The sequence below is a fragment of the Pseudomonas sp. YQ_6 genome (genome assembly GCF_043103245.1).
GTDB lineage: Bacteria > Pseudomonadota > Gammaproteobacteria > Pseudomonadales > Pseudomonadaceae > Aquipseudomonas > Aquipseudomonas alloputida.
The window spans coordinates 44137-67040 of sequence record NZ_JBICJR010000041.1; the positions used below are offsets into that span (position 1 = coordinate 44137).

Sequence of the window (22904 nt, forward strand, 5' to 3'; positions counted from 1 at the left end):
GCATGAACCCCTCCCTTGCGACAGCGCAACCGGCAGCCGCCAGCCTGAGCCGAGCTCTGGTAGTGCTGCTGGCGTTCTGCTGCGGCGCGATTGTCGCCAACATCTACTACGCCCAGCCCATCGTCGGGCTGATCGCCCCGGACCTGGGGCTGTCCACCGAGCATGCCAGCCTGATCGTTTCCCTCACTCAGCTGGGCTATGCCCTGGGCCTGTTATTGCTGGTACCGCTGGCCGACCTGCTGGAAAACCGCCGCCTGATGGTGGCCACCGCGGTCCTGGCCTGTGTCAGCCTGCTGCTGGCAGGCACCAGCAGCAGTGGCCAGGGTCAGCTGTTCCTGGGTTACGCATTGCTGATCGGCTTCAGTTCGGTCTCGGTGCAGATGCTCATCCCGCTGGCGGCGCATCTGGCGCCGGAGCAGCAGCGTGGACGTGTGGTCGGTAACATCATGGGCGGCTTGCTGCTGGGCATCCTGCTGGCGCGACCGCTGTCGAGCCTGGTGGCCGACCACTTCGGCTGGCGTGCGGTGTTCATTGGCGCCGCCGGGGTAATGCTGGCGATCATCCTGTTGCTGTCATTGACCTTGCCGCAGCGGCGGCCCGAGCACAAGGCCAGCTATGCCGGGCTGATGCTGTCGCTGCTCACACTGCTGCGTCGTTATCCGCTGTTGCGCCAGCGTTCGTTGTACCAGGCATTGATGTTTGCAGCGTTCAGCCTTTACTGGACGGCAGTGCCGATGGCGCTTGCCGGGGAGCATGGCCTGTCACAAAGCCAGATCGCCGTGTTCGCCCTTGTCGGCGCGGTGGGCGCCGTTGCTGCGCCCTTGGCCGGCCGCCTGGCCGATGCCGGGCATGCCCGCGCCGGTTCGCTGCTGGCGCTTTTGCTGGCGCCGGCGGCCTTGTTACTGGGGCTGACAGTGCCGGGTTACAGCGTGATTGGCCTGGGCCTTACCGGTGTGTTGCTGGACTTTGCGGTGCAGATGAACATGGTCATCGGCCAGCGTGAAGTGTACGCACTGGACCCGGCCAGCCGCGGGCGGCTGAATGCGGTGTACATGACCAGCATCTTCCTCGGCGGGGCGCTGGGGTCGGCAGTGGCCAGTGCGCTGTTCAGCCAGTTTGGCTGGCATGGCGTGGCACTGGTGGGGGCGGGGTTGCCGGGTGTGGCGCTGGTTGTGTTTCTACTAAAAGCACGCCGGGGTTGAACCGTTACGCGGTGCAGGGCACGGGCTTCGCCCGTGTTCGCGGGCCCGCTATCGGCCAAGCGGCAGCGCCAGGCCAATCAAGGCGAACAGGCTCCCGCAGCAGCGATTGAAACCTTTGCCACCCTTGGCCAGCCATGGCCGAATACGAAACGCCAGGCGCGCCAGCAGGTATTCGACCAGAAACTCGACGCTGGCAAAGGTTGCGGCCATCACCGCAAATTGCAGCACCAGCCCTCGCTGTGGGTCGATGAACTGCGGCAGGAAGGCACCATAGAACAGCAGCACCTTGGGGTTCGCCATGGCCGAAAGCAGGCCCTGGCGAAACAGCCCGGCATTGCCCAGCCGCGCGCTGTGGGCGGTCAGTTCCAGCTGCAGGCCCGGACTGCGCCACAGTTGAATGCCCAGCCAGATCAAATAAGCCCCACCCACCCATTTCAGGACGCCCAGCACCGCCGCCGAGGTCTGTAGCAGTGCGCTGAGGCCGAACATGGTCAAGGCGATGAGGGCGCTGAAACCCAATACCCCGCCCACGATGGTGAACAGCGTTCGCCGTGCGCCATAGAGCGCGCCATGGGTCAATGCCAACAGGCTGTTAGGCCCCGGGGTCAGCGACAGGCCGATGCTGGCCAGCAGGTAGATGAGCCAGGTGTCCAGTGCCATGTTGAAAATTGCCTTGTTCGAGAGAGGGCGACAGTCTATGGCGCAACGCTCAAGCTGAAAGAGTAATATCTGGTCATACAAGGGTCTTTTCTGGACGTGGTTTCATGCCGCCCGACATCCGCTTGCTGATCATGCCATTACCGGATTTTGCCTTGCTGCCGTTTGGCGCCTTTCTCGACAAATTGCGCTTCAGCGCCGACGACGAGGACTACAGCCAACAACGCTATTGCAGCTGGACGGTGGCGGGGCTCAGCTTCGAGCCGGTACCGTCGAGCAGTGGTGCGGTGCTGCAGGTCGAGGCCATTGCCGATCAGCTTGACCTCGACCTTTTCGACTACCTGGTGGTGTTCGGCGGTCGCAGTGCCATGGCCACCGCGGCGCTGGCGCCACGTTACCAGGCTCTGCTCAGGCAGGCCGCCAAGGCGGGTGTCAAGCTGGTGGGGGTCGACAATGGCGCCTTCCTGCTGGCTGCCTGCGGCCTGCTGCAGGGGCACAAGGTGGTGGTGCACTGGCGTCACGAAGCCGAGTTTCGTGCTGCTTTTCCGCAGTTGCAGCTGCTGCGCGAGCAGTTGTACTGCATCGATGGCAACCGCATCACGTGCGCCGGTGGCACTGCCGCCATAGACCTGGCCGTTGCACTACTGTCACGCGCTTGCGGGCGAACCCGTGCGCTCAAAGGGCTGGCTGACATGCTGGTGGACGAGACCCGTGACAGCCGTCACGCCTTGCGCTCGCTGGAGCTGGGTGCTGGTCAGGGGCGGCAGGTGCAGCGGGCGCAAGCGCTGATGCGCCATCACCTGGGCACGCCGTTGGCCGTGGAGCAGCTGGCCGCAGAACTGGGCATCAGCCGGCGTCAACTGGACCGGCAGTTCCAGGCCAGCCACGGTATGAGCACCAAGGCCTGGTGGCTGGAGATGCGCTTGCAGCAGGCGCGCTGGCGTTTGCTCAACTCCAGCCACAGCCTGGCGCAGATTGCCGATGAGGTGGGCCTGGGTGATGCCAGCTACCTTGGCAAGTGCGTGCGGCGTCGGTTTGGTTGTACGGCCCTGCAGTTGCGTGCAGGTCATTACCCGCTCACGTGATCTACTGCGGCGTCCCGAACAACCCTGTCCAGTAGATCCCTGCATCGCTCTTGGGGTCTATCGCATAGGCAGCGCCCAGTTCACGGAAGTCCGGATTCATCAGCGTGGCGCAGTGCCCTGGGCTGTCCAGCCAGCCGTTGACGACCTTTTGCGCGGTGTCACGCCCGGCGGTGATATTCTCGCCGATCTGTTGGTACAGGTACCCGGCCAGTTCCGCCCGGTCACCGGGTGTGCGGCCATCTTTATCGATGTGGTCGAAGAAGTTCTGGTTGGCCATGGCCCGAGTGTGGTTGGCGGCGACCCCGGCCAGCACTGTGCTCCAGCTCAGTGGCGGGGCGGCGGCAAACGGCTGGCCGCCGCATTGCCGTGGCACCTTGCGCGCGGCGTTGACCTCCTGCAGAACCTTCTGCCCCTCGGCCTGCCAGTCGCCCAGGCGGCCGCTGAGCAGCGGCCGTGCCAGCACGATACGCCAGTCGCGGCCCTCCTGGCTGACGCCGATATCGACGAATTGCGGATCGAGCACCACTTGGCAGAAGCTTTCCTCGATGGCATGCATGGCGGCGCGTGCATCGCGTGGCCCTGACAGGCTGATGGCCTGGACGCTGACCATGGGGTAGGCGGCGCGGGTCATGGCCTGTTGCAGGTCGCGGGTGCCCTCTGGCGACAGCGCAAGGCGTGTGTCGCTGTTGAGCGGCGGCAGTTCCAACGACGCCTCGCCACCGCAGGGCTGGGCCTTGCTGCGATAGACATTGATCGAATCGATCAACTGCGCCTCTTCGCCGGTGGCTGCCAGCGCCCCGGTCGAAACGACCAGGCCCAGTGACAAGGCGACAACGGATGTCAGGACGCGCATGTGGATCTCCCTATGACTGGCAGCGTCGTGGTGTGCGCTGCTCATCCTACACAAGCCCGGGGCTTTTGGCCCGAGGTCGTGCAAAGCAATGAAAACGCCGGCAATCGTTACTGGCGGCAAAAGAGGGAGTAGACCCCTGGCCAGTGGAAAAGTGCGGTCAGTTGCCAGTCATTCGCATCGAGCCAGCGTTGTCAGCCGTTTGCGCGTCAATGGGCCAACGCCTGGTTCGGCTTGTAGAAGAGGAAGTGGGTGGTCTGCGCCGTCTTGCGATAAGCCTTGGCCCAGTCGGGGTGCACCGTGCGGTCGTGGAAGTACAACGCGCCGCCGGTGGGGTCTTTCAACTGCTGGTTCAGTGCCTTGCGTGCGATCTCTTTGGCAACGTCATAGCGTTGCGGTTCCTCGACCTGGTCCGGGCGCCCGTCACACCACCATGAGAACTGACATGACTTGGTCTCCACACCCTGTTTGACTACCGCGCAGATAGTGTCGGGAAAGCCATCGTGGCCCAGGCGGTTGAGCACCACACTGGCCACTGCGGTCATGTCTTTGGCGTCGGCGCCCTTGGCTTCCCAGTAGATGGTACGTGCCAGGCAGGTGATGCTGTCATCCAGCGGCGCCTGGCCAGCCGGGTCCACTGCCTGCGTTTCGCCTGGGGTAAGTTTCTCTGCCTTCCTGGGGGGCGGCGCATCTTCAACGACCTTTTCTTCAAGCACTTCGGCCTTGTCCTCGGCAACGGCGGCTTTGGCCGGGTCAGCGGCGTACAGGGGGCCTGCGAGCAGGGCCGAGGTCAAGCCGATCAGCATCAAGTGAAGGCGCATGGGCACATTACCAGGCGGTGGGCAGAATTTCAGTCTAGCCAAGCGTAAGCATTAATACCAAAGGCAGGGTGGCGGCCGCAGCCACGGTCTGCAGGGCGATGAGGGTAGCCATCAGTGGCGCATTGCCGCCCATTTGCCGGGCCATGACATAAGACGACGAAGCGGTTGGCAGCGCCTGGAACAACACCGCCACCACCGCTGCCTGGCCACTCAGGCCGAACAGCCGGCAAACGCCCCAGGTGGTCAGTGGCATGACCAGAAACTTGAACGCCGATGCTGCCATCAGCGGCCGCACCTGCTGGCCGAGGCTGGCGCCCCCCAGGGCAGCGCCGACACACAGCAGGCCCAGCGGCAGCGCGGCCTGGCCCAAGGCCTTGACCGTGGCGTCGATACCGGCCGGCAAGCCCAGCCCCGTGGCCCGTAGCATCAGCCCCCCTGCGCAGCCTATGATCAACGGGTTGGCGAAGATTGCCCGAAGCACTGTGGCTGGCGAACTGTGACGGGCGCTGAAGCGGGCAAACACCAGCACGCAGAGCAGGTTGACCAAGGGCACGATGGCAGCGTTGGCCACCGCCGCCAGGGCAATTCCGGCGCTGCCGTAGATGCCCGCAGCCAGGGTGGCACCGATGTAGTTGTTGAAGCGGATTCCGCCCTGAAACACCGAAGTGAAGTCGGCGCCATCATGGTTCGCCGCGCCCTGATACAGCACCAGCAACACGGCACCGGCCAGGGTCGAGAGCATCAGTGCGCCGGCCATGCCCAGCACCGGTATGCCATCGAGGTTGGCGGTGGCCAGGCCATGAAGGAACAGCGACGGCAGCAGGACGTAGTAGCTCAGGCGCTCGGCACCAGGCCAGAAGCTTTCGGCAAGAAAACCGCGAAGGCGCAGGAAGGTACCCAGGGCAATCAGCAGGATGATGGGGAGCAGGGTGGTCAGCAGCAAGTGCAGCATGGTCAGCATTCCGTGGTCGGGTACGTGCACAGACTACGGGGGCGGATCAATCTGTAAAAACGTTGTTTTCTTCAGTGACCGTTGAGGAAAAATGCATGTTGGTGGGTGCAGATCGCGCTTTGGAGCAGCCTGGCTTCAGGCTTCCAGGGCGGTCTTCAACACCGCACTCAAATGCCGCCGCTGGCTTTTTTCATGCTCCAGCAACACCACTCGCCGGGTCAGCTGCGGCTCGCCAAACGGCAGGCAGGTGGCGGGTGGCAAGCGTTGCAGGTCGTCATCCGCCATGGGAATGACCGCCACGCCCAGGCCCATCACCGCCATGCGCGCCAGGGCTTCCTGGCTGTCCAGTTCCATCAGTTCGCTCACCTGCACCTGCTGGCGGCGTAGCTCCTGCTCGATCTGCCGGCCGGCCCAGGCACGCTTGTCGAAGCGCAGGAATGGCTGGCTGGCCAGCAACTGCGGCACGCTATACCCGGCCAGCTCAGGGCTGGCAATGGCCCAGAAACGGTCCTCGAACAGCGGTGTAAAGTCCAGGTTCTGCGGGTAAGGGCTGACCGGTTCGGTGGTGATCGCTGCATCGAGCTCACCGTCTTCCACGCGCCGCGCCAGCTCCGCCGACATGCCCGAGGCCACGCTGATGTGTAGCTGCGGGTGATGGGCCTTGATCCACACCAGCGCCTTGGGCAAACGCCGCGCCAGCACCGTGTGGATCGCCCCCAGGCGCAAGCGGCCGCGCAGGCTTGGGCCGCTGGCCAGGGCATCGGCCAGTTCGTCATAGGCAGCCAGAAGGCTTTCGGCGCGGGCCACCGCCAACTGGCCAGCTTCGGTCAGCACCACCTGCCTGCGGCTACGGTCGAACAAGGCCACCTTCAGTTCGTCTTCGAGGGTTTTGATGTGCAGGCTGACCGCTGAGGGGGTGAGGCTGAGCAGGTCGGCGGCGCGGGCAAAGGTGCCGTGGCGGGCGATGGTCACCAAGGTGCGCAGGGCTTTCAGGGACATGCGGTTGAGGTCCGGTTCTCAGCTGACAGAGGCATATTGTCAGGCCCGGCCCTCTCGCAGCACAAGGCTGCTACCAGGCCTTGCCGATACGGCTCAGCGACTGCTACGCCCATAGGCCTGGCTGATCCGGTCGATCACCATGGCCAGGGCGACAATTGCCAGCCCGGCCTCCATCCCTTGACCAACATTCAAGGTCTGGATCCCCGCCAACACATCCTCACCCAACCCACGGGCGCCGATCATCGAGGCCACGACCACCATCGACAAGGCCATCATGACCGACTGGTTGAGCCCGGCCATGATACTCGGCAGCGCCAGGGGCAGGGCGATTCGCCGCAACCGCTGCCAGCGGCTGGCGCCAAGGCCGTGTGCGGCCTGCAACAACGAGGGGTCGATCTGGCTCAGGCCCAGTTCGGTCAACCGCACCAGTGGCGGCAGGGCGTAGATCAGCGTGGCGAACACGGCAGGCACCTTGCCCAGGCCAAACAGCATCAGTACCGGAATCAGGTAAACGAACGCAGGTAGCGTCTGCATCACATCGAGGACCGGCAACAGCAACCGCCTGGCCAGTGGCCGGGCGGCCAGCAGGATGCCCAGCGGTACACCCACCAGTACGCACAAACCGGTACTGACCAGCACCAGGGCCAGGGTCTGCAGCAGCTTGTCCCAGAGCCCAAGCATACCGATCAAGGCCAGCAGCGCGACCAGCACGGCGCTGCGCAGCAGGCTGCGGCTGGCGTGCCAGGCCAGCAGACCCACCAGCAACAACAACAGCCACCAAGGCAACAGGCGCAACAGGTTCTCCAGGCCGACCAGCAGTTGCAGCAACTGGTCAGAAAAACTGCGCAGGTGGTCGCCGTAGTTCAACACCAACCAGTCGACCAGGCGGTTGATGCTGTCGGCAAAGGAAAACTGCAGGGGCTGCGGGAAACCGCTGCTCACAGGGTGGCCTCGACCTTGGCGGCGATGTCCGCCGGCAGCCAGGCTTTCCACACCTCGCGGTTATCGCGCAGGAAGGTGAGGGCGGCTTCGCGCGGGGGCGTGCGTTTTTCGCTCATGACGGCCAGGGCCTTGTTCAGGCGATCGATGGGCAGGTCGACCTGCTCGAACACGCTGACCAGGTCTGGGTAGTTTTCACGAAAGGCTTTGGACACGCCAATCGACAACTTTGCCGGCAGCGATCGGCTGCCTTTCGGGTTGGGGTTGGCAGGGTCGGTGAGGGTGGCCCAGGCCTGGGCATCGAACGGTGGTTCTTCCAGCCGGATGAGCTTGTAGCGCCCCATCAGCGGGGTCGGGTTCCAGTAGTAGAACAGCACGGGTTTGCCGCGCCGGATTGCCGAACCGATCTCGGCGTCCATCGCGGCGCCGGAGCCACTGCGGAAGTTGTTGTAGAGGCCATCCAGGCCATAGGCCTTGAGCTTTTGGCTGTTGACGGTTTCAGACGTCCAGCCGCTTGGGCTGTTGAGAAAACGGCCTTTACCGGGCGATTCGGGGTCAGAAAATACCTGCGGGTAACGCTTGAGGTCCTCGACACTGTGCAGCTCAGGCGCCACCGGCTTCAGGTTGCGTGCGGCATCGCCCTCGATCACATAGGCCGGTACCCACCAACCTTCTTCTGCATTTTTGACCGTATCGCCCAGTGCGAACACCTGGCCGGCCTGTTCGGCCTTGACCCAGGCAGGGCTGCGCCCGGCCCATTCCTCGGCGATCACTTGCAGGTCATTGCGCGCCAGGGCCACCTCCATACTGACCGTGCTGCCAGGCAGAGTGTCGGTGGTGTAGCCGTAGCCGCGCTCCACGATCAGCCGCAGGATCTCGGTGGTGAGGGCGCCGCTTTCCCAGCCGATGGCACCAAAATGGATAGGCGCAGGTTGCTCTGCCGATGCGGCGCTGTCGCTGCTGGCCAAGCCCACCGTCAACAGTAGCCCGGCCAGCAGCGTTGAAATGCTCTTCATGTAAACCTCGTCGTTCGCCACACCTTGGCAGTGGGGCAAGTGTAGACGACGAGGTTTTGCAAGTTTCAGGGCCACTGGCGTGGCCCCGTTCGCTTCAGACGCGGAACTGGTCCATCAGCGCTTGCTGCTGGTTGGCCAGGCTGTTCAGCGACTGGCTGACCCGCGCCGACTCGTTGGCCTGGCCAGACAGGGATTCAGTGACATCACGAATGGTCGCCACGTTGCTGTTGATTTCCTCGGCTACCGCGCTTTGCTCCTCGGCGGCAGAGGCGATCTGCAGGTTCATGTCGGTGATCACCGTCACCGCCTGGCCAATGCGCTGCAATGCCGTGACGGCTTGGCCGACCTGCTCCACGCCACCTTGGGCCTGGCGATGGCTGTGGTCCATGGCGCCGACCACTTCGCGGGTGCCGTTCTGCAGGGCTTCGATGACCTGACGGGTTTCTTCCACCGACTCCTGGGTGCGCTGGGCCAGGTTGCGCACCTCATCGGCGACCACGGCAAAGCCACGGCCGGCCTCTCCGGCGCGGGCAGCTTCGATGGCAGCGTTGAGCGCCAGCAGGTTGGTCTGTTCGGCGATCGAGCGGATCACTTCCAGTACCGAGCCGATCTTCTCGCTGTTCTGCGCCAGGCCTTCTATTTCGGCCATGGTGTCGCTCATGTTGGCGGCCAGGGCTCCGATGCTGCTGGTGGTGCGGTCGATTACCGCCAAGCCCTCTCGGGTGGCCTGGTCGGCATCGCGCGCCGCCTGCGCAGCCTGGGCGGCGCTGCGGGCAACGTCCTGGGCGGTGGCGCTCATTTCATGCGAGGCGGTGGCCACCTGGTCGACCTGGCGGTACTGCTGCTCCATGCCGGCGCTGGTTTCAGTGGCAATCGCCGAGGACTGGTCAGCCGTGCCTCGGGCGGCCTGCACCGAGCGTTTGACCTCGGCGATGGTTGGCTGCAACTTGTCGAGGAAGCGGTTGAACCAGCCGGCCAGTTCGCCCAGTTCGTCCTGCTTCTGGTAGGTCAGGCGACGGGTCAGGTCACCTTCGCCGCTGGCAATGTCCTTGAGCATGGCGGCCACGCCGAGGATTGGCCGGGTAACGCCGCGGGCCATCAGCCATACCAGCAGCAGGCCGGCAATGGCGGCGGCCAGGCCCAGGCTCAGCTCCAACAAGGTGCCGCTGGTATTTAGCGCGTCAAGTTCCTGCTTCAGGGTTTCGGCCGGCCCGGTCAGGGCGTTTTCCGGCACATCCAGCAACACGCCCCAGGGCTGGGCGTCCGGGATTGGCCGGAATGCCGCCAGCACCTTCAAGCGCTGCCGATCGTGGAGGATGGTCAGCTTGCCATCGGCCAGCTTGCGCACCAGCTCGGCGCCTTTGCTCGGGTCGACCTGGTCGAAGCGCTGTGCCAGCTTGCTGGCATCGGCGCTGTAGCCGGCCAACAGACCGACCGGGGTAAGAATGCCGACCGTGGTGCGGCCTTCATAGAGGCTGCGGCTGGCCTCCTGGCTCAGCGCCTGCAGGCTATTGAGGTTGATGTCGATGGACAGGGTGGCAATGATCTTGCCGTTGACCGCCAGCGGGAACACGATGCTGGTCATCAGCACCTGCTGGCCATCGATGTCGTAGAAGTACGGCTCCACCACACACACCTTGCCGGATGTGCGTGGGCATACCCACCAGGTGTTGGCCGGCTGGCCGCTGGGGCCGATCTCGGTGTTGGCCATGTCATGTTCGGGCAGGGCCATCGAGGTCAGCTGGCCAGCGCGTGGCTGCGACCAGTACAGGGCAAAGCGCCCGGTTTCGTTGCTGCCCAATTCTGCCTTGCCGGCAAACAGGCTGTCCTTGTTGTCCAGGGCATTGGGCTCGAACACCAGTGACAGGCCGAGCAGGTCGGGGTTGGCTTGCAGTGCAGCGCGCACCTGGCGGGTCATGTCCTCGCGCAGGTCGAAGGCATCGAGAAAGCGCTTTTCGGCCTGCTCGCGCAGGAACAGCACTTGGCGGGCGAAGCCGGCGCCGTACTGGTAGGCATCCATGAACTGGCGGCGAATGTTCAGCGCTTGCACTTCACCTTGTGACTCGATACGCGACTGCGCCGACTCAGTCAGCATCTGCATGCTGCTGGCCTTGACCAGGTCCGAACTGTGATCCATGCGGTACAGCGACAGGCCGACGAGCAAGGTGACGATAGCGGCCAGACAGAGACCGGCGAGCAGGGTGATTTTCCACTGGATGGAAAGTTGTCGCAAAGGCATGAGGGCGGATCCCTTTTTTGGCAGTAAGGGTTATGGCTTTATCTGCTGTGGGGGCGGGAGATGCCAAAGCGCTCCGGCCAGGCACCTCGCTGCCTCCCACAATATCGGCCCCAGCCGTTTTTTCTTTATTCAAACATTCAATTTAAATTTGACCGCCACTAACGCGCCGCATCAAGGCGCTTTTGACATCTGCCGCCTACTGCTTCAGAGTTCGCGCTTTTTTCTGTCGTAATGAGGTAAGCCAACCATGAATGCAGTGATCGCCGCGGTCGGCATCATGCTGATACTCAGCCTGTCCCGCGTGCACGTGGTCATCGCCCTGATCATCGGCGCCCTGGCCGGTGGGCTGGTGGGCGGCCTGGGCATCGAAGGCACGCTCAAGGCCTTCAACGGTGGCCTCGGCGGTGGTGCCACGGTGGCTTTGTCCTATGCACTGCTGGGTGCCTTTGCCGTGGCAATCGCCAAGTCTGGCCTGGCCCATGCGCTGGCCGACCGCGCCCTGGGCATGATCGACCGGCAGGATGACGCCAAGGGCGGCAAGCTCAAATGGCTGATGATCGGCCTGATGCTGGCGGTGGCCGTGTCGTCCCAGAACATCCTGCCCATCCACATTGCCTTCATCCCGCTGCTGGTACCCCCTCTTTTGTACGTGCTGACGCGCCTGCGTATCGACCGCCGGCTGATCGCCTGTGTGATCACCTTTGGCCTGATCACCCCGTACATGTTCCTGCCGGTGGGCTTCGGCAACATCTTCCTCAACGAGATCCTGCTGGCCAATGTTGCCCGCGCGGGTGTCGATGTGAGCGGCGTCAACGTCACCCATGCCATGGCCATCCCGGCTGCCGGCATGCTCGTCGGCCTTCTGGTGGCGGTGTTCATCAGCTACCGCAAGAAACGTGACTATGACCTGGCGCGCATCCAGCAGGTGGAGCAGGTGAGCGTGCGGTACAACCCGTTGACCTTGCTGGTGGCCGGGCTGGCGATCGCTGCAGCCTTCATCGTCCAGCTGTTGCTGGACTCGATGATCATCGGTGCCATGGTCGGTTTCCTGATCTTCTCGCTGTCGGGCATCGTCAAATGGAAAGAGACCGACGACCTGTTCACCGAAGGCATGAAGATGATGGCCATGATCGGCTTCATCATGATTACCGCGTCCGGTTTTGCCGAGGTGATGAAGGCCACCGGTGAGGTGAAGAGCCTGGTGGAAACCTCGGCGCAGTGGATCGACCACAGCAAGGGCGTCGGTGCCCTGCTGATGCTGCTGGTAGGCCTTTTGGTGACCATGGGGATCGGCTCGTCGTTCTCCACCGTGCCGATCCTGGCCGCGATCTTCGTGCCGCTGTGCGTGCAACTGGGCTTCGACCCGTTGGCCACGGTGTGCATCATCGGTACTGCCGGTGCGTTGGGCGATGCAGGTTCGCCGGCCTCGGACTCGACCCTGGGCCCGACCTCGGGCCTGAACGTGGATGGCCAGCACCACCACATCTGGGACACCGTGGTGCCGACCTTCATCCATTACAACCTGCCGTTGATGGCGTTCGGCTGGTTGGCAGCGATGACCTTGTAAGGCGGGGAGGGCGTCAGCCCTTGTCGGGCGGCGGCGAGATGCGATTGAGCACGGTGCTGCCGTCCTTGCTGCGGGTTAGATAGACCGGCAGGACTTTGGGCAGGTTGTTGACCAGGCGCCCCACTTCCCGGGTGTTGTAGATGCCGCTGATGCGAATGCGACCGGTGCTGGCATCGGCCAGTAGCAGCGGGGCGTCGAGATAGCGGTTTATCACCGGCAGCGCCTGTTCCAGGCTCAGGTTGTCGAGCACCAGCTTGCCGCTGCGCCATGCCAGGGTGTTGCCATAGTCGTCGCTTTGCTCCAGCTGCGGCTCGAAGTCGCCCTTGTGGTAGCTGGCCTGCATGCCAGGGCCAAGGCGATAGCCACCGGCACTGCCGTCACTGGACACCAGCACTGAACCTTCCAACAGGGTGACCTTCACCTGGTCCTGGTACTTCCACACGTTGAACTGGGTGCCGGTGACCCGGGTCTGGCCACTGCCGGCACGCACGATGAACGGGTGGCTGCTGTCGTGTCGCACCTTGAAGAACGCCTCGCCGCGCTTGAGCGTGACCTGGCGCTGGTCCTTGTAGTTGAGGAAGGTGAGTTCGGTGTGGAGGTTGAGCTGTACCGTGCTGCCGTCGCTGAGCTCCACGGTCTGCATGCGGTCACCGGCTTCGAAGTGCTGGTAGTGGTTGGGCAACCAGCCCTGTTCCCACCCCATCCACCCGGCCAGCGGCAGCACTGCCAGGGCGATTGCCGCAGCAGACGCCAGCGGCCGCCAGTTGCGAGGGCGGGCGGCGTGTCTGGCGGGTGGGTTGAAGTCGATGACGGTGGCGCTAGGCGGCAGCAGGTCGGCTGTTTGCCAGATTTCCAGCATCGCCCGATATTCTTCGGCATGCCGCAGGTCGGCCGCCAACCAGTCAGCGAATGTTTCACGCTCGGCCTGCGTGCAATCGTCGGCGTGCAGGCGCATGCACCAATGCGCTGCGGCGTCGGTGATGGCATCGTCTGGGTTGGGATTGAGGCGGTCGTGGTTCATTGCGGCTCCGGGTTTTGCGCATTCTACCCTTGCGGGAGGGCTCCCGAGAACCAATGTAATGGCGAATGACTATCAGTAGTGCCGGTTTTTCGTCGGATTAGCCACGGTTTTCCAGTGTTTGAGAACCCTTCGCGGGCGAACGACGATGCCTGCAATCGCTTCCGGGGCAGGCTGGTGCTGCGAAGAGGTCAGTGTTTGCAGGTACCGGCCTCTTCGCAGCACACGGCTGCCCTTGCAACAAGCGCGTCGGCGACACACCGGTCAGAACTGTGCGGCCTCTAGCCCATAAAGGCTGCCACTACCGGCCCGAATGCTCGCCTCCAGCCCCAACCCCCGCGGCAAGACCCGCTGGAAATAGAACGCCGCACAGGCAAGCTTCGCACCATGAAACGCCTCGTCCTCATCACGTTTGGCCAACGCCACTGCCGCCATCCGCGCCCACATGTACGCATAGGCCGTCAGCCCGAACAACTGCAGGTACTCAACGGCTACCGCGCTGACCAGGTTGGCATCCTCGCCAGCCTGCGACCGCAGCCAGCTGCTGGTGGCCTCGAGCCGCGCCAAGCTCGCCTGCAGGGCCTCGCGGTGCAAGGGCGCATCCACACTGAAGGCTCGCACTTCGCTGGCAAAGCTGGCCAACGCCTGACCACCGTCGGCCAGCACCTTGCGTCCCAGCAGATCAAGGGCCTGGATGCCGTTGGTGCCTTCATAGATTTGCGCAATGCGCACGTCGCGCACCCGTTGCTCCTGGCCCCATTCGCGGATGTAGCCATGACCGCCATACACCTGCTGGCCAAGCACGCAGCTTTCCAGACCGTTGTCGGTGAAGAATGCCTTGGCCACCGGTGTCAGCAGTGCCACCAGGCGCTGGGCATGCTCGCGCTCGCCAGCGTCCTCGGCATAGCGTGCCACGTCCAGTTGCTGGCCAACGTAGACGGCGAACGCCCGACCTGCTTCGGTGAGGGTGCGCATGGTCAGCAGCATGCGCCGGACATCACCATGGTGGATGATCGGGTCGGCCACCTTGTCGTGTGCCTGCGGGCCAGTCGCCGCGCGGCTCTGCAGGCGCTCGTTGGCATAGCGGGCGGCGCTCTGGTAGGAGGCTTCGGCACAACCGATGCCCTGTATGCCGATGGACAGGCGCTCGTAGTTCATCATGGTGAACATCGCTGCCAGGCCCTTGTTCGGCTCACCCACCAGGTAACCGATGGCACCGTCAAAGTTCATGACGCAGGTCGCCGAGGCCTTGATGCCCATCTTGTGCTCGATCGAGCCACAATGGACAGCATTGCGTGCGCCCAGGCGGCCATCGGCCTCGAGCAGGAATTTGGGGACCAGAAACAGCGATATGCCTTTGGCACCGGCGGGCGCATCCGGCAGCTTGGCCAGCACCAGGTGGACGATGTTCTCGGTCAGGTCCTGCTCGCCGCCGGTAATGAAAATCTTGCTGCCACTGATGCGCACGCTGCCATCGGCCTGAGGCTCGGCGCGGGTGCGGATCAGCCCCAGGTCAGTACCGGCATGGGGTTCGGTCAGGCACATGGTGCCGGCCCAGCGGCCTTCGTACAGCGGTGGCAGGTAAGTGGCCTTGAGCGCTTCGCTGGCGTGGGCATCGATCGCCAGGCAGCTGCCTGCGCTCAATGCCGAATACAGGCTGAAGCTGCAGTCAGCCGCGTAGAGCATCTCTTCGAACAGCACGCCGAGCATTTTTGGCATGCCCATGCCGCCGTATTCCGGGTTGCCGCCCAAGCCGACCCAACCACCTTCGCGGTAGGTGTTCCAGGCCTCGCGAAAGCCTTCGGGGGTGGTGACTTGGCCTGCGTCGAAGCACACACCTTGCTCGTCACCGTTGCGGCTGAGTGGGGCGATCAACTGGCCGGTGACTTTGGATGCTTCCTCGAGAATGGCGTCGGCAGTGTCGGCATCGATGCGTTCGGCCAGGGCGGGCAGTCGGGCCCACAGGCCCGAAGCGTTGAATACGTCATGCAGGACGAAGCGCATGTCGCGCAGCGGGGCGGAATAAATGGTCATCGGCAGCTCTTGCAATAGTGGGGGAGGGTTGGGCGTGCGCTGAACCTTCAGGCGCAGCCGTGTGCTGCGCCTGAAAGGGAGCGGCTACGGCATCAGAGGGCCTTGGCGCGGTCGCGCAGCACGTACTTCTGGATCTTGCCGGTCGAGGTCTTGGGCAACTCGCCGAACACCACGGTCTTCGGCACCTTGAACCCGGCCAGGTGCTCGCGGCACCAACTGGTGATGTCGGCTTCACGGGTGTCCTCCCGGCCTGGCTTTAAGGCAACGAAGGCGCACGGGGTTTCGCCCCATTTTTCATCCGGGCGTGCCACCACGGCGGCTTCCAGTACTGCCGGGTGTTTGTACAGGGCGTCTTCGACCTCAATGGTGGAGATGTTTTCGCCACCGGAAATGATGATGTCCTTGAGCCGGTCCTTGATCTCGATATAGCCGTCGGCATGCCACACGGCCAGGTCGCCGGTGTGGAACCAGCCGCCACGGAAGGCTTCGGCGGTGGCTTCAGGGTTTTTCAGGTAGCCCTTCATCACCGTGTTGCCGCGCATGAAGATCTCGCCCAGGGTATCGCCGTCGCGAGGCACCGGCTGAAGGGTTTGCGGGTCGGCGACCATCAGGCCGTCGAGGGTCGGGTAGCGCACGCCTTGGCGAGACTTGATGCGTGCACGCTCTTCCAGCGAAAGCGCATCCCATTCGTCATGCCAGGCACACACGGTCACCGGGCCGTAGACCTCGGTCAGGCCATAGGTGTGGGTGACCTTGATGCCCATTTGCTCCACGGCGCCGATAACCTTGGCCGGTGGTGCGGCGCCGGCGACCATGGCCTGCACCGGGTGCTCGATGGCTGCCTTGGCCGCCTCGGGCATGTTGACCAGCGCGTTGAGCACGATCGGCGCACCGCACAGGTGGCTGACTTTGTGCTCGCGGATCAGGGTCAGGATCTTCTGCGGGTCGACCCGGCGCAGGAACACATGGGTGCCGGCCAGGGCGGTGATGGTCCAGGGGTAGCACCAGCCGTTGCAGTGGAACATCGGCAACGTCCACAGGTACACCGGGCGGTGGCCCATGGCCCAGGTCATCTGGTTACCCAGTGCGTTCAGGTAGGCGCCGCGGTGGTGGTAAACCACGCCCTTGGGGTTGCCGGTGGTGCCGGAGGTGTAGTTCAGCGAAATGGCCTGCCACTCGTCATCGGGCCATTCCCAGGCAAATTCCGGGTCGCCTTCGTTGAGCAGGGCCTCATAGTCCAGCTCGCTGACCGCGCGGCCTTCGCCGTACTCAGGGTCATCCACATCAACCACCAGCGGCGGGTGTTCAAGCAGTGCCAGAGCGCCTTCGATGACTGCATGGAACTCGCGGTCGGTGATCAGCACCTTGGCCTCGCCGTGCTGCAGCATGAAGGCGATGGCCTCGGCATCCAGGCGCACGTTCAGGGTATTGAGCACGGCACCGGTCATGGGTACGCCGAAGTGTGCCTCGAGCATGGTCGGGGTGTTGGGCAGCATCACTGCCACGGTGTCGCCACGGCCAATGCCACGACCGGCCAGGGCGCTGGCCAGGCGCCGACAGCGTTGGTAGGTTTCTTGCCAGTTGCGGCGGATGGCGCCGTGGATGACGGCCGGGTAGTTGCCGTACACGGCAGCAGTGCGTTCGATGAAGCTCAGCGGGGTGAGGGCGACATGGTTGACGGCAGCGGGCATCAGGCCCTGGGCATAGATCGACATGCGGTAATCCTGTAAGGGAGGCAGACGCAGCCTGTGCACCTGGCCCCCGATGGCTGATTGTTAGCTCTGTTCAGGGTGCAGGGGGCGGACGGTGGGCCGCCCCCTCTGTCGCAGTTTTACGCGAGTCGCTATGGTATTAGGAATATCGACTATAGCAATATAGTAAAACTACTATAAAAACAGGCCGCCTACCGTGGATGACACTGCTTACCCCTTGCTTGCCAAAGACCCGCAACCCAGTCTGTTGCTGGCCAGTGATGCAAGCCCGCTGGCACTCAACCCGGCATTGCAGGCCTGGGTCGCCGAAGGGCCCGAGCTGGCTCGCTGGCTGCCGGCCAATTGCGCTGCCCTGGTGCGTGCCTGTCTGCGTCAGCATCGGGCGATCAGCGATGTCGAAGTGCAGGTCGGCGAACGCATCGTGTTGTGGACGTTCATGCCGGACAACCAGGGCCAGCAGGTCCTGGGCCGCTGCCGCGATGCCAGTGAAGAGCGCCATGGCGCACGCGAAGCCAGCCGCGCCCGGCGCCTGTATCGGCTGATCATCGAAAACACCACCGACCTGATTTCCCGGCACAGCCCCGATGGCCGCTTTCTCGATGCCTCACCGGCAGCCTACCGCCTGCTCGGCCTGTGGCCCGAGCAGCTGCGTGGCCTGCCTGTACATACCCTGCTGCATCCGCGCGAGCGGCGTCAGGTACTGCGCCAGGCCGCTGCCGCGCTGGACCAGGACGGCTACCACACGATGACTTGCCGGGTACGCCAGGCGACAGGTGACTACCGCTGGTTCGAAATCGCCAGCCGGGCGATCCGCGAGACCTACACCGGCGCGGTGGTGGAGGTGGTCAGCGTGTCCCGCGACATCACCTTGCGCATCGAAGCGCAGGAAAGCCTGGCGCACAGTGCCCGCCTCGCTACCCTGGGCGAGCTGGCCTCGGGCATCGCCCACGAGATCAATCAGCCACTGGCTGCGGTGGTCAACTATGCCAACGCCAGTCAGCGTTACCTGCAGGGCCTGGAACGTGATCCCCAGGCGCGCGAGCGGGTTGGCCAGGGCCTGCAGCGTATCAGCGAACAGGCCACCCATGCCGCCGAAGTGATCCGCCGTCTGCGAGCCTTCCTGCGCAAGGGGCCGCGCCGCCTGCAGGCACTGGACGTGGCCGAGCTGGCCTGCGAAGCCATGCGCCTGTGCGCCTGGGAAGCCGCGCGGGACCAGGTGCAGGTGGAACTTCGCATGAGCGCTCAACTGCCATTGGTGTATGCCGACCGGGTGCTGCTGGAGCAGGTGCTGCTCAACCTGCTGCGCAATGCCATCGATGCCAATCGCGAGCAGCAGGGTGAGCGGCCGTCACGTATCCTGCTCTGCGCGGCGCGCGATGGCGATGGGGTGCTGGTCGAGGTAGCTGACCAGGGCCCGGGCGTGGCACCCGAGCGGCTGGATGAAATCTTCACGCCCTTTACCACCAGCAAGGCCGACGGCCTGGGCTTGGGCTTGAGCATGAGCCGCAGCCTGATCGAAGGCTTCGGTGGGAGCCTGTGGGCGCGGGCGGGTGACAACGGCGGTCTGGTACTGTGCTGCCGGCTGGCGGTCAGCAGGGAATAAGGGGAGGCAGTGTTGCAAGCAAAAGTGTATGTGGTCGATGACGACCAGGGTATGCGCGACTCTACGGTCTGGCTGCTGCAGTCGGTGGGCCTGCAAGCCTTGCCGTTCGCCAGCGGGCAGGCGTTTCTCGACGCCTGCGTCGATGATGGGCCCGCGTGTGTGCTGTTGGACGTGCGCATGCCGGGACTGGGCGGGTTGGCTGTGCAGCAGGCGATGCGCGAGCGTGGCCTGATGGTGCCGGTGATCTTCGTCAGCGGTCATGCCGATGTGCCGATCGTGGTGCGGGCGTTCAAGGCCGGCGCCTGCGACTTCATCGAAAAACCCTACAACGACCAGTTGCTGCTCGACAGCGTTCAGGCTGCGCTGGAGCACGCCGGGCTGGCGCGACAGGGCGATCAGGCACTGGCCTTGGTGCAGGCGCGCATCGACGGCCTGACGCCGCGTGAGCGAGACGTCTTCGTACCGTTGGCCCAAGGGTTGAACAACCGCGAGATTGCCGAGCAGTTGGGCATCAGCGTCAAGACCGTGGACCTGTACCGAGGCCGGGTGATGAAGCGGTTGCAGGCGGGCAGCCTCGCAGAGCTGGTGGGAATGGCGATTGCTTGCGGGGCGGTGGAGGCGTTGGGCCTGCGAGCACGTTAGCCGCCCTTACGCAGGCCCTGGCAGGGGCGGCCTTGTGTGTCGCGATGGGCCGCAGGGCGCGCCTGCGGAGGCGGTGTGACCGGCAGAAAACACGAATATTTCATAGCTACCTAATGAAGGCTTTGACATTAACTGCCTAAGCAGTAATATTTCTACACACTTAACTGAGCAGTCAACGATGGCCCATTTCTCCCCCGAAAACTTTCAGACCTGCGCCATCGGCATGTTGCTGGGCCGCGCAGCGATCCTCAAAGACCGCATTCTTGACTGGCACCTGGAGTCAGAGGGCGTCACCGCCGCGCAGTTCAAAGTGCTGATCATTGTCACCCAGTACCAGGTGGATACCCCGGCCGAACTGTGCCGTTACCTGGGCCTGGACAGCGGTTCGATGACCCGCATGCTCGACCGCCTCGAGCAGAAGGAGCTGATCGTGCGCAACCGCTGCGCCGACGACCGTCGCCAGGTGCGCCTGGCACTCACCGCCGACGGTCAGCGCCTGGCCAACCGCCTGCCGGAAATCGGCGCCGCCGCCATGAACGAGTTGTGCGGCGTGCTGGCACCAGAGGAGCTCAAAACCCTGGAAGGCCTGCTGGCCAAGGTGCTGCTCGGTGCTGGCGACCCGTTGACGATCCGCCGCTTCGGCGACCGTTGAACCCTGTAACGAATTATCCAAGGTATTGTCATGGCCACTCCCACAGACACCCCGACTCCCTCCGTCGCGCCTGAGCCGTCGCGCAAGCGCAAGGCTTGGCTGCTTGGCCTGCTGTTGCTGCTGATCCTTGCCGGGGTCGGTACCTGGGCCTGGTACAGCATTGTCGGGCGTTGGCACGAAAGCACCGACGATGCCTACGTCAACGGCAACGTGGTGGAGATCACCCCGCTGGTCGCTGGCACCGTTACCAGCATCGGGGCCGATGACGGCGACCTGGTCCATGCCGGCCAGGTATTGCTGCAATTCGACCCGGCCGACAGCGAAGTGGCCTTGCAGTCCGCCGAAGCCAAGCTGGCACGCAGCGTGCGGCAGGTGCGGGGGCTGTACAGCAACGTCGACTCGCTGAAGGCTCAACTGGAAACGCGCCAAGCCGAACTGCGCAAGGCGCAGCAGGACTTCAACCGGCGCAAGGTGCTGGCTGACAGCGGTGCGATTGCCGCAGAAGAACTGTCCCATGCCCGCGACGACCTGAGCGTTGCCCAGGCCGCCGTCAACAGCGCGCGCCAACAGCTCAGCACCAGCAGCGCGCTGGTCGACGACACCGTGGTGTCCTCCCACCCCGATGTCATGGCTGCAGCTGCCGACCTGCGCCAGGCTTACCTCGACCACGCCCGCACCACGTTGGTCGCGCCGGTCACCGGCTACGTCGCCAAGCGTACCGTCCAGTTGGGCCAGCGCCTGCAGCCGGGCACCGCGACCATGGCGGTCATCCCGCTGGATCAGGTGTGGATCGATGCCAACTTCAAGGAAACCCAGCTGCGAGAGATGCGCATCGGCCAGCCGGTGGAAATCACCGCTGATGTGTATGGCAGCGAGGTCAAATACAGCGGAACGGTCGACAGCCTTGGCGCGGGCACCGGCAGCGCCTTTGCCTTGCTGCCAGCGCAGAACGCAACCGGTAACTGGATCAAGATTGTCCAGCGAGTACCCGTGCGCATCCACCTCAGCCCCGACCAGCTCAAGGACCACCCGCTACGTATCGGCCTGTCCACCGTGGTTGAAGTCGACCTGCATGACCAGAGCGGCCCGGCCCTGGCCCAGCAGCCACCGCAGAAGGCCAGCTACACCACCCAGGTGTATGACCACCAGTTGATCGAAGCCGACAACCTGATCGCCCGGCTGATTCACGAGAACAGCGCAACCGGCAAGACGGCGCAACGATGAGCAACAACGCCGCTGCCCAGTTCACGCCGCCGAGTTTGCTGCTGACCACCATCGGGCTGTCGCTCGCGACGTTCATGCAGGTGCTCGACACCACCATCGCCAACGTGGCCCTGCCGACCATTTCCGGCAACCTGGGGGTGAGCTACGAGCAAGGCACCTGGGTCATCACCTCGTTCGCGGTGAGCAACGCTATCGCCTTGCCGCTGACCGGCTGGCTGAGCCGGCGCTTTGGTGAAGTGAAACTGTTCATCTGGGCCACGCTGCTGTTCGTGCTGGCTTCGTTCCTGTGCGGTATCGCCCAGTCGATGCCCGAGCTGGTCGGCTTTCGTGTCTTGCAGGGCGTGGTCGCCGGGCCGCTTTACCCGATGACCCAGACCCTGCTGATTGCTGTCTACCCCCCGGCAAAACGGGGGATGGCACTGGCGCTGCTGGCGATGGTCACGGTGGTGGCACCGATTGCCGGGCCGATTCTTGGGGGCTGGATTACCGATAGCTACAGCTGGCCATGGATCTTCTTCATCAACGTGCCCATCGGCCTGTTCGCTGCTGCCGTGGTGCGCCAGCAGATGCGCACGCGCCCGGTGGTCACCAGCCGCCAGCCGATGGATTACATTGGCCTGCTGACCCTGATTATCGGCGTCGGTGCCTTGCAGGTAGTGCTGGACAAGGGTAACGACCTGGACTGGTTCGAGTCGTCGTTCATCATTGTCGGCAGCTTGATTTCGGTAGTGTTCCTGGCGGTGTTCGTGATCTGGGAGCTGACCGACCGGCACCCGGTGGTCAACTTGCGCCTGTTCGTGCACCGCAACTTCCGCATTGGCACCATTGTGCTGGTCGGGGGGTATGCCGGGTTCTTCGGTATCAACCTGATCCTGCCGCAGTGGTTGCAGACGCAGATGGGCTATACCGCGACTTGGGCAGGTCTGGCGGTGGCGCCGATCGGTTTGCTGCCGGTGATCATGTCGCCGTTCGTGGGCAAATATGCGCACCGGTTCGACTTGCGGGTGCTGGCTGGGTTGGCGTTTCTGGCGATCGGCACCAGTTGCTACATGCGTGCCGGTTTCACCAGCGAGGTGGACTTCCAGCACGTGGCCTTGGTGCAGTTGTTCATGGGGATTGGCGTGGCGTTGTTCTTCATGCCGACCTTGAGCATTCTGCTGTCTGACTTGCCGCCGCACCAGATTGCCGACGGTTCGGGGCTGGCTACATTCCTGCGAACCTTGGGCGGGAGTTTTGCGGCTTCGTTGACCACCTGGATCTGGATTCGTCGGGCGGACCAGCACCATGCCTATCTGAGCGAGCACATCAGCCAGTTCGACCCGACGACGCGGCATACCCTTGAGCAGTTGGGCGGGGCCAGCCCGCAGAGTTATGCGCAGCTGGAGCAGATACTCAATGGGCAGGCTTACATGATGTCCACGGTGGATTACTTCACCTTGATGAGCTGGGTGTTTGCCGGGTTGATTCTGCTGGTGTGGTTCGCCAAGCCGCCCTTTACCGCCAAGGCGGGGCCGGCATCGGCAGGGCATTGAGCTAAACACAAGGCAAGATCCCGATGCTCTCGCTCTCGCTCTCGCTCTCGCTCTCGCTCTCGCTCTCGCTCTCGCTCTCGCTCTCGCTTCGGCTTTTGATTTTGCTTCTAAGCGCGCGATAGCCCAGGCGCCGCGGATTGCGACTTCAGGAGGCCGAGCG

At 63.9% G+C, this 22904-nt stretch carries 19 protein-coding genes; 8 read left to right on the forward strand and 11 right to left on the reverse strand.

All coding sequences use genetic code 11. The features are described 5' to 3' along the window. The first annotated feature begins 2 nt into the window (after positions 1 to 2). Positions 3 to 1202, forward strand: coding sequence for an MFS transporter (locus tag ACF8FG_RS13660; protein ID WP_110159841.1), 1200 nt, complete (start codon positions 3 to 5; stop codon positions 1200 to 1202). Positions 1203 to 1250: 48 nt separating this feature from the next. On the opposite strand, the gene ACF8FG_RS13665 is transcribed toward ACF8FG_RS13660, so the two are convergent. Continuing rightward, positions 1251 to 1862 (reverse strand): LysE family translocator, encoded by a 612-nt coding sequence (locus ACF8FG_RS13665; RefSeq protein WP_014590714.1) that lies wholly within the window; start codon positions 1860 to 1862, stop codon positions 1251 to 1253. Between the two features lie 104 nt (positions 1863 to 1966). Between ACF8FG_RS13665 and ACF8FG_RS13670 the strand changes: the two genes are divergently transcribed. Further along, positions 1967 to 2944, forward strand: coding sequence for a GlxA family transcriptional regulator (locus ACF8FG_RS13670; protein WP_119713534.1), 978 nt, complete (start codon positions 1967 to 1969; stop codon positions 2942 to 2944). A 1-nt stretch (position 2945) separates the two neighbouring features. Here ACF8FG_RS13670 and ACF8FG_RS13675 read toward each other — a convergent pair whose 3' ends face one another. From ACF8FG_RS13675 to ACF8FG_RS13705, 7 genes are all read right to left on the reverse strand, one after another. After that, on the reverse strand, positions 2946 to 3797 hold the full coding sequence (locus ACF8FG_RS13675; RefSeq protein ID WP_010954417.1) for a CAP domain-containing protein: 852 nt from the start codon (positions 3795 to 3797) through the stop codon (positions 2946 to 2948). Positions 3798 to 4003: 206 nt separating this feature from the next. Next, positions 4004 to 4615 (reverse strand): cell wall hydrolase, encoded by a 612-nt coding sequence (locus ACF8FG_RS13680; RefSeq protein WP_019437079.1) that lies wholly within the window; start codon positions 4613 to 4615, stop codon positions 4004 to 4006. Positions 4616 to 4649: 34 nt separating this feature from the next. Next, entirely contained in the window at positions 4650 to 5567 is a 918-nt protein-coding gene (locus tag ACF8FG_RS13685; protein WP_019437078.1) for an AEC family transporter, read from the reverse strand. Positions 5568 to 5702: 135 nt separating this feature from the next. Further along, the gene (locus tag ACF8FG_RS13690; RefSeq protein ID WP_004575302.1) at positions 5703 to 6566 is read right to left on the reverse strand and encodes a LysR family transcriptional regulator; all 864 of its coding nucleotides are present in this window, start codon (positions 6564 to 6566) and stop codon (positions 5703 to 5705) included. Positions 6567 to 6659: 93 nt separating this feature from the next. Next, complete coding sequence (locus tag ACF8FG_RS13695) at positions 6660 to 7508, reverse strand: proline/glycine betaine ABC transporter permease (protein ID WP_014590718.1); 849 nt, start codon at positions 7506 to 7508, stop codon at positions 6660 to 6662. Next, positions 7505 to 8521 (reverse strand): ABC transporter substrate-binding protein, encoded by a 1017-nt coding sequence (locus tag ACF8FG_RS13700; protein WP_014590719.1) that lies wholly within the window; start codon positions 8519 to 8521, stop codon positions 7505 to 7507. The genes ACF8FG_RS13695 and ACF8FG_RS13700 overlap by 4 nt, the downstream gene beginning before the upstream one ends. A 94-nt stretch (positions 8522 to 8615) precedes the next feature. Then, entirely contained in the window at positions 8616 to 10760 is a 2145-nt protein-coding gene (locus tag ACF8FG_RS13705; RefSeq protein WP_318078305.1) for a methyl-accepting chemotaxis protein, read from the reverse strand. Positions 10761 to 11007: 247 nt separating this feature from the next. On the opposite strand from ACF8FG_RS13705, the gene ACF8FG_RS13710 reads away from it, so the two are divergent. Continuing rightward, positions 11008 to 12327: a Na+/H+ antiporter family protein gene (locus tag ACF8FG_RS13710; RefSeq protein WP_119713537.1), complete on the forward strand. Its 1320-nt coding sequence runs from the start codon at positions 11008 to 11010 to the stop codon at positions 12325 to 12327. 13 nt (positions 12328 to 12340) lie between these two features. Here ACF8FG_RS13710 and ACF8FG_RS13715 read toward each other — a convergent pair whose 3' ends face one another. From ACF8FG_RS13715 to ACF8FG_RS13725, 3 genes are all read right to left on the reverse strand, one after another. Next, entirely contained in the window at positions 12341 to 13348 is a 1008-nt protein-coding gene (locus ACF8FG_RS13715; RefSeq protein WP_318078302.1) for a FecR family protein, read from the reverse strand. A 261-nt stretch (positions 13349 to 13609) separates the two neighbouring features. Next, positions 13610 to 15379 carry an acyl-CoA dehydrogenase C-terminal domain-containing protein gene (locus ACF8FG_RS13720; RefSeq protein WP_014590723.1) on the reverse strand — a complete coding sequence of 590 codons (1770 nt, stop codon included), beginning with the start codon at positions 15377 to 15379 and terminating at the stop codon, positions 13610 to 13612. Positions 15380 to 15471: 92 nt separating this feature from the next. Continuing rightward, positions 15472 to 17094, reverse strand: coding sequence for an acyl-CoA synthetase (locus ACF8FG_RS13725; RefSeq protein ID WP_019437073.1), 1623 nt, complete (start codon positions 17092 to 17094; stop codon positions 15472 to 15474). 193 nt (positions 17095 to 17287) lie between these two features. On the opposite strand from ACF8FG_RS13725, the gene ACF8FG_RS13730 reads away from it, so the two are divergent. The 5 genes from ACF8FG_RS13730 (at position 17288) to ACF8FG_RS13750 (ending at position 22744) form a co-directional block, all read left to right on the forward strand. Continuing rightward, positions 17288 to 18694, forward strand: a complete 1407-nt coding sequence (locus ACF8FG_RS13730) for a sensor histidine kinase (protein WP_019437072.1) — start codon at positions 17288 to 17290, stop codon at positions 18692 to 18694. A gap of 9 nt (positions 18695 to 18703) precedes the next feature. After that, positions 18704 to 19336: a response regulator transcription factor gene (locus ACF8FG_RS13735; RefSeq protein WP_010954406.1), complete on the forward strand. Its 633-nt coding sequence runs from the start codon at positions 18704 to 18706 to the stop codon at positions 19334 to 19336. Positions 19337 to 19514: 178 nt separating this feature from the next. Continuing rightward, positions 19515 to 19988, forward strand: coding sequence for a MarR family winged helix-turn-helix transcriptional regulator (locus ACF8FG_RS13740; RefSeq protein ID WP_003247811.1), 474 nt, complete (start codon positions 19515 to 19517; stop codon positions 19986 to 19988). Positions 19989 to 20018: 30 nt separating this feature from the next. Beyond that, positions 20019 to 21212, forward strand: a complete 1194-nt coding sequence (locus ACF8FG_RS13745; protein ID WP_119713540.1) for an HlyD family secretion protein — start codon at positions 20019 to 20021, stop codon at positions 21210 to 21212. Beyond that, positions 21209 to 22744: a DHA2 family efflux MFS transporter permease subunit gene (locus ACF8FG_RS13750; protein WP_004575310.1), complete on the forward strand. Its 1536-nt coding sequence runs from the start codon at positions 21209 to 21211 to the stop codon at positions 22742 to 22744. Before ACF8FG_RS13745 ends, ACF8FG_RS13750 begins: the two co-directional genes overlap by 4 nt. The last annotated feature ends 160 nt before the right edge of the window (positions 22745 to 22904 follow it).

Coding starts and splice junctions, on each gene's coding strand:
- ACF8FG_RS13660 (WP_110159841.1), top strand. CDS start 3: ATGAACCCCTCCCTTGCGACAGCGCAACCGGCAGCCGCCAGCCTGAGC.
- ACF8FG_RS13665 (WP_014590714.1), bottom strand. CDS start 1,862: ATGGCACTGGACACCTGGCTCATCTACCTGCTGGCCAGCATCGGCCTG.
- ACF8FG_RS13670 (WP_119713534.1), top strand. CDS start 1,967: ATGCCGCCCGACATCCGCTTGCTGATCATGCCATTACCGGATTTTGCC.
- ACF8FG_RS13675 (WP_010954417.1), bottom strand. CDS start 3,797: ATGCGCGTCCTGACATCCGTTGTCGCCTTGTCACTGGGCCTGGTCGTT.
- ACF8FG_RS13680 (WP_019437079.1), bottom strand. CDS start 4,615: ATGCGCCTTCACTTGATGCTGATCGGCTTGACCTCGGCCCTGCTCGCA.
- ACF8FG_RS13685 (WP_019437078.1), bottom strand. CDS start 5,567: ATGCTGCACTTGCTGCTGACCACCCTGCTCCCCATCATCCTGCTGATT.
- ACF8FG_RS13690 (WP_004575302.1), bottom strand. CDS start 6,566: ATGTCCCTGAAAGCCCTGCGCACCTTGGTGACCATCGCCCGCCACGGC.
- ACF8FG_RS13700 (WP_014590719.1), bottom strand. CDS start 8,521: ATGAAGAGCATTTCAACGCTGCTGGCCGGGCTACTGTTGACGGTGGGC.
- ACF8FG_RS13705 (WP_318078305.1), bottom strand. CDS start 10,760: ATGCCTTTGCGACAACTTTCCATCCAGTGGAAAATCACCCTGCTCGCC.
- ACF8FG_RS13710 (WP_119713537.1), top strand. CDS start 11,008: ATGAATGCAGTGATCGCCGCGGTCGGCATCATGCTGATACTCAGCCTG.
- ACF8FG_RS13715 (WP_318078302.1), bottom strand. CDS start 13,348: ATGAACCACGACCGCCTCAATCCCAACCCAGACGATGCCATCACCGAC.
- ACF8FG_RS13720 (WP_014590723.1), bottom strand. CDS start 15,379: ATGACCATTTATTCCGCCCCGCTGCGCGACATGCGCTTCGTCCTGCAT.
- ACF8FG_RS13725 (WP_019437073.1), bottom strand. CDS start 17,094: ATGTCGATCTATGCCCAGGGCCTGATGCCCGCTGCCGTCAACCATGTC.
- ACF8FG_RS13740 (WP_003247811.1), top strand. CDS start 19,515: ATGGCCCATTTCTCCCCCGAAAACTTTCAGACCTGCGCCATCGGCATG.
- ACF8FG_RS13745 (WP_119713540.1), top strand. CDS start 20,019: ATGGCCACTCCCACAGACACCCCGACTCCCTCCGTCGCGCCTGAGCCG.
- ACF8FG_RS13750 (WP_004575310.1), top strand. CDS start 21,209: ATGAGCAACAACGCCGCTGCCCAGTTCACGCCGCCGAGTTTGCTGCTG.